We start from the raw sequence: 4,626 nt of genomic DNA, 5'->3' as shown, positions 1-4,626 counted from the left end.
TGGTCATTAAACTAATTCTACCCGTTATGGGTTATTTTTTTAATTTATGTTGCACTTGAATTGTAAATTCTCAAGCCTAACAATTACGTTTGATGGCTTAATTTCAGCATAAATAACTGGAAGAGCAATTCAGGTGACCGTTGTGAGGACTTCAATTGCCGATCACAATCCACTAGGCCAAGATAGCCGTTGGTGAGTGTCTCCATCTTGAAGTGGCGCACCGTTTGCAACCCTAGTTTTACCCGATACGGGTGAACCCTTAATTTCGCGGCGATGCTCCCCTGACTCAGGCCACGTTGGGCCAAAATTTTAATTTGGGTAAGCAGACGAAACTGATTGATCAGAGCCCCATTAATAGCTAACGGTGCTGTTTGAGCGGCCAATAGCTGTTGATAACGACCAAGCGCTTCTTTTTGATTGCGTCGTAATACCGCATTGACCAAGTGGAAGACATTGTTGTCCAATGATTGCTTCACAAGGCCACTTACCATCGCAGCTGTCACCCTTTTTTCCGGATACGAAAGCAGGGCCAACTGTTTCACACTAGCACTCATCCGGCCGTAATCCGCATTGCAGCGTCGTACCAACTCATCCATGGCGTCCGGCTCGATTTGGACTCCTTGATTCTGAAACAACCCCTGAACTGCTTTCCGGGCTGCTACTTCCTTGAGCGGTGAAGCATCCACTAAGACAGCCGTTTTCTTCAATAATTTGACTACCCCTTTGCGGCTATCCAATTTTTCGTAAGGCGCAAACAAGACTAAAATCGTCGTCGGTTCCGGTGCTTTGAGATAGTTGCTCAGTTCGTTCACGTCATGATCAACCTTAACATTGACATGCTGACTGGTTAAAAAATACGGTTTATTAATCATTACCAGCCGATGTTCGCCAAAAAAAGGTGCTGACACAGCATCATCGATTGCCGTCGCAACCGGAGTTACTTCCATGTCATAGTTGCCGACATTCATCACCTGCTCTTCAGTTGGAATCAGCTTATTAAAAGCCACTTTGGCTTGCTTCTGCAAAGCTTGCTGGGTTCCTAACACCAAGTAAACTGGTGCCGGCGGATTCTTCTTTAACTGTTGCTGTAAGGTGGCAACATCCATTTTAATTCGTCTCCTCTTAAACAAGTTTTCCATTGGCCATGTTCACCACGATATTGGTAGCTAATCATGCCATACTGCTGCGTTGACATCGATGGAATCCGATCATCATGAAGGATTTGCATTGTCTCCCGGTTAGGATGACCATAGCGATTAAAACGGCCAGCAGAAATAATAGCCAGCCTCGGTTGCCAGTGGCGAATTGCTTCGGGATCCGTTGCTGTTTTGCTTCCGTGATGTCCTAGCTTGAGGACATCCACCGAAAGCTGCGGATAGCGCTGAATCACCGCTTTTTCACCTGCCCGATCGAGATCACCAGTAAACAAAAAATTGTTTCCACCGAAAATTCCCCACAAAGTTAAGGAATCTTCATTTTTTCCTTGGCCGGGCTTGGCTGGATGAACTGCCCGCAAAATTCGGTCGACATTGTCGCCGGCTTTACAAGGGACGACTTCTGTTGTTCCCACTAATCTGCCTGTAAACTGCGGCAGTGATTCCATCCCGATAGGTACAACCACTTTGCTGACTTTCAGATCTCGCATCACTGACGACATATCACCAATGTGATCAGCATCAGCGTGACTGAGACATAAAGCATCGAGGTGGTTGATCCCTTCGCTCTTTAAATAGTTAATACTACATGTTTCAGCCCGGCTTCGTCCGGCCTTGACCCGAGCCCAGCGTCCTTGCCGAAAACTGAGCCGGCCACCGGTATCGATCATAATCACCTTCCGATTCAACGGGGTGCGAATAATGATACTGTCACCCTGACCAATATCTACAAAAGTGATTTCCCCATTCAATGGAACATGAATGGACACGAAAATCAACAGGTATGCACTCAGCAACGCTAACCAACGCTTTCGGCTGGCCGGACTGTCGACCACTAGTAGGGTGAGAACTAGTAACAAAATAGTTAATGGACCACTTGGCCGCCCAAAGCAGATCTCTCCCGGCAAGTGCGCCAAAGCAATTAGGCAGTGGTGAAATTGCAGCAAAGCCCAGTTAAAACTGTCACCAAAGCAAGGCCACCACCGATAAGTCAAAGCAGCAATGATCGTTCCCGGAAAGATTAGGACAGCAAAGACCGGAATTGCTATATAACTAGCAAACAAACTTAAAATGTGAAATTCAAAGGCCCCGTGGAGGATAGCCGGCAAGGATAGCAGACTCAGTTGAACGGATTGCTGCCAGCCGCCCTCTTTGACATAATACAGCATCAACGACAGTAAATATGACAGCTGCCCACCCATACTCATTAGTAAAAGCGGGTCGTGGACTAGGCCCAAAATGAGACTGAGCGACCAAATATCAATCCCGGTCAGCTTGAAATGTCGTCCCAAAAGGTGACATTCAGCCATAATCACCGCTCGCACTAAGCTAACTGCACCTCCGCCGATGATCAGGTAAGCGGGTAAAAACAGTACTAAAAGCCAGTCGATACTTTCCTTTGTGACATAAAGTCTCGTTAAAAGCCGACGTAATAACTCAATTGCTAGAACAATGTGCATCCCTGAAATGCAAAACAGGTGAATAATCCCTAACTGACGCACTGCTTGCTGCCAATCCTCATTGGGGGTCGAAAAGCCAATCAGCAAACGATCACAGTACTGAGAAAGCGGCTTCGGCAAAATTCGAAAATAGCCATGCAGCCAGGCTCGCAAACAGTGGCAAAGGTCTAACGGTCCTAAAACAGCACGTGGTCGCACTGCCAATTGCCTAGCCCTTAACTGGTTGCAAATTCCCCGCTCCCGATAATAAGTACGAAGATCGAACTGAGCAAAATTCGTTGCCAAAGTCACTGGTTGAAGCTGTCCCCACGCTGTCAGCTGAAGCGGTTGGCGAATGTGAAGCCACCATTGCTGTTCCTTTTTTGTGCGGCAACGCCAATTGACTATTTCCCGCTGACCATCTGAGCACTTGCCAGTTAAAGTCACAAGGTTGCCGTTAACCCGAATCTGGTCGGGCATTACAACCAAACTCTGCTGGCAATCCACTTCAGCAGTCAAGGTCAGCCGATCCCAGCGTTGAACGCGAAAGAAAGCTAAGCTGGCACAGACAGTCATCACAACAATCATCCGCCACCAACAGCGACGCTGGCGGGCAGTTTTGATTCGCAGTAACCAGTACACCACTAGCAGGCTTAACCACCATTGCCGTGTCACCACTACCGTGACAAACAAGGCTGAAGCAATGGCTGCTGGCAACCACGAACGGCTAATTAGTTATTCTTTTGCGGGTGGATGTACTGGTCCAGCCGCGCTTCCTTTAAGATGTCGGGATCAAAAGTAATATGTTTCAATTTGACGTTCTTGAGCTTGATCAGCTTCATTGCGTACTCATCATTATGATAATTACGTAGGTAGTTAATCTGCTTGATGCCGGCCTGCAGTAAGCTCTTGGTACATTGCAGGCATGGAAAATCCGTCACGTAAATCATCGCGCCGTCCGTTGAAACACCAAAACGAGCACACTGCAGCATCGCATTCATCTCCGCATGAATAGTCCTGACACAGTGGCCATCGCGCATATAACATCCCTTATCAATACAGTGATCATCGCCGGAGACTGATCCGTTATATCCTCCTGCAATCACTCGCTTATCACGAACCAGTACGGCCCCGACCGAAAGGCGGGTACAGGTGCTCCGTGAAGCCAGCAAGGCCGCCTGGAGCATAAAGTACTGGTCCCAATCCATTCGCTCATCCACAATGCTTCACCCCTTTTGATTTGTATTTTAGTATAGTACACCCGACAAGAATCGAAAAGAAAACGAATCTAAACTGCCAACTGGTCGCGTAATTTAGCGACAGTTTTATCACCAAAACCGTTGATGTTCTTCAGGTCATCCACCGATTTAAATTGGCCATGCTCCTGACGATACTGCAAAATCAGGTCTGCCTTCTTATCCCCAATCCCCGTCAGAGTGGTCAGTTGCTCTTTAGTCGCACTATTAAGATTAATCGGCTCATGATCAGCGCCGGTAGTCGAACCCTGGTCAGCTTGAGCGGAACTGCCAGTGCTGGCGGCGGTCCCCATCCCAGCCGGTGCCTGCTCACCCTTAGCTGGAATATAAATAGCTGAAGCGTCAACGAGCTGCTTTGCCAAATTAACTTGCGTACTATCGGCATCATCGCGTAACCCACCAGCGGCCGTCACTGCTTCTTGGACTCTGGCACCGTGAGCCAGCCGGTACAAGCCCGGTTGCTTGACTGCCCCTTTGACATCAACTACTACTTTGCCGCTCCTGCGTTGCACACCCCCGTTATTGCTCACTGAACTGGTCTCCATCTGCTGAGACATTTGATGCGGCTTGCCGGTCGAAAAACTGCCAGCAATGCCGTGAGTCAACAAATAAAACGCCAGCAAAACAACAACCGCTAAAGCTATTATTAATTCGCGGCGATAATCTTCCCACAATGCCTTCAACCACTCCTTCATTAAAAGATTCTAGAATATTCGGTACTGATAAGAGTAATTCTTATCGGTGCCGTTTTTTGTTGCTTCGCTATACCATTAAATA

The 4,626-nt window shown here is 47.8% G+C and carries 4 protein-coding genes; all 4 read right to left on the bottom strand.

Translation table 11 applies throughout. The features are described 5' to 3' along the window. Nucleotides 1–83: 83 nt before the first annotated feature. The 4 genes from holA to QOR82_RS08755 all read right to left on the bottom strand — a co-directional run bounded on the left by holA (nt 84) and on the right by QOR82_RS08755 (nt 4,532). Nucleotides 84–1,106: a DNA polymerase III subunit delta gene (gene holA, locus QOR82_RS08770; RefSeq protein ID WP_283584369.1), complete on the bottom strand. Its 1,023-nt coding sequence runs from the start codon at nt 1,104–1,106 to the stop codon at nt 84–86. Continuing rightward, complete coding sequence (locus tag QOR82_RS08765) at nt 1,076–3,310, bottom strand: DNA internalization-related competence protein ComEC/Rec2 (RefSeq protein ID WP_283584368.1); 2,235 nt, start codon at nt 3,308–3,310, stop codon at nt 1,076–1,078. The genes holA and QOR82_RS08765 overlap by 31 nt, the downstream gene beginning before the upstream one ends. A gap of 14 nt (nt 3,311–3,324) precedes the next feature. Next, nucleotides 3,325–3,813 carry a ComE operon protein 2 gene (locus QOR82_RS08760; protein ID WP_283584367.1) on the bottom strand — a complete coding sequence of 163 codons (489 nt, stop codon included), beginning with the start codon at nt 3,811–3,813 and terminating at the stop codon, nt 3,325–3,327. A 68-nt stretch (nt 3,814–3,881) separates the two neighbouring features. Beyond that, entirely contained in the window at nt 3,882–4,532 is a 651-nt protein-coding gene (locus QOR82_RS08755; protein ID WP_283584366.1) for a helix-hairpin-helix domain-containing protein, read from the bottom strand. Nucleotides 4,533–4,626 lie beyond the last annotated feature (94 nt).

It is taken from the genome of Limosilactobacillus difficilis (assembly GCF_947387495.1).
GTDB lineage: Bacteria > Bacillota > Bacilli > Lactobacillales > Lactobacillaceae > Limosilactobacillus > Limosilactobacillus difficilis.
Note: the sequence above shows the minus strand (reverse complement) of the source record. Positions and strands in the feature narration are given on the sequence as shown.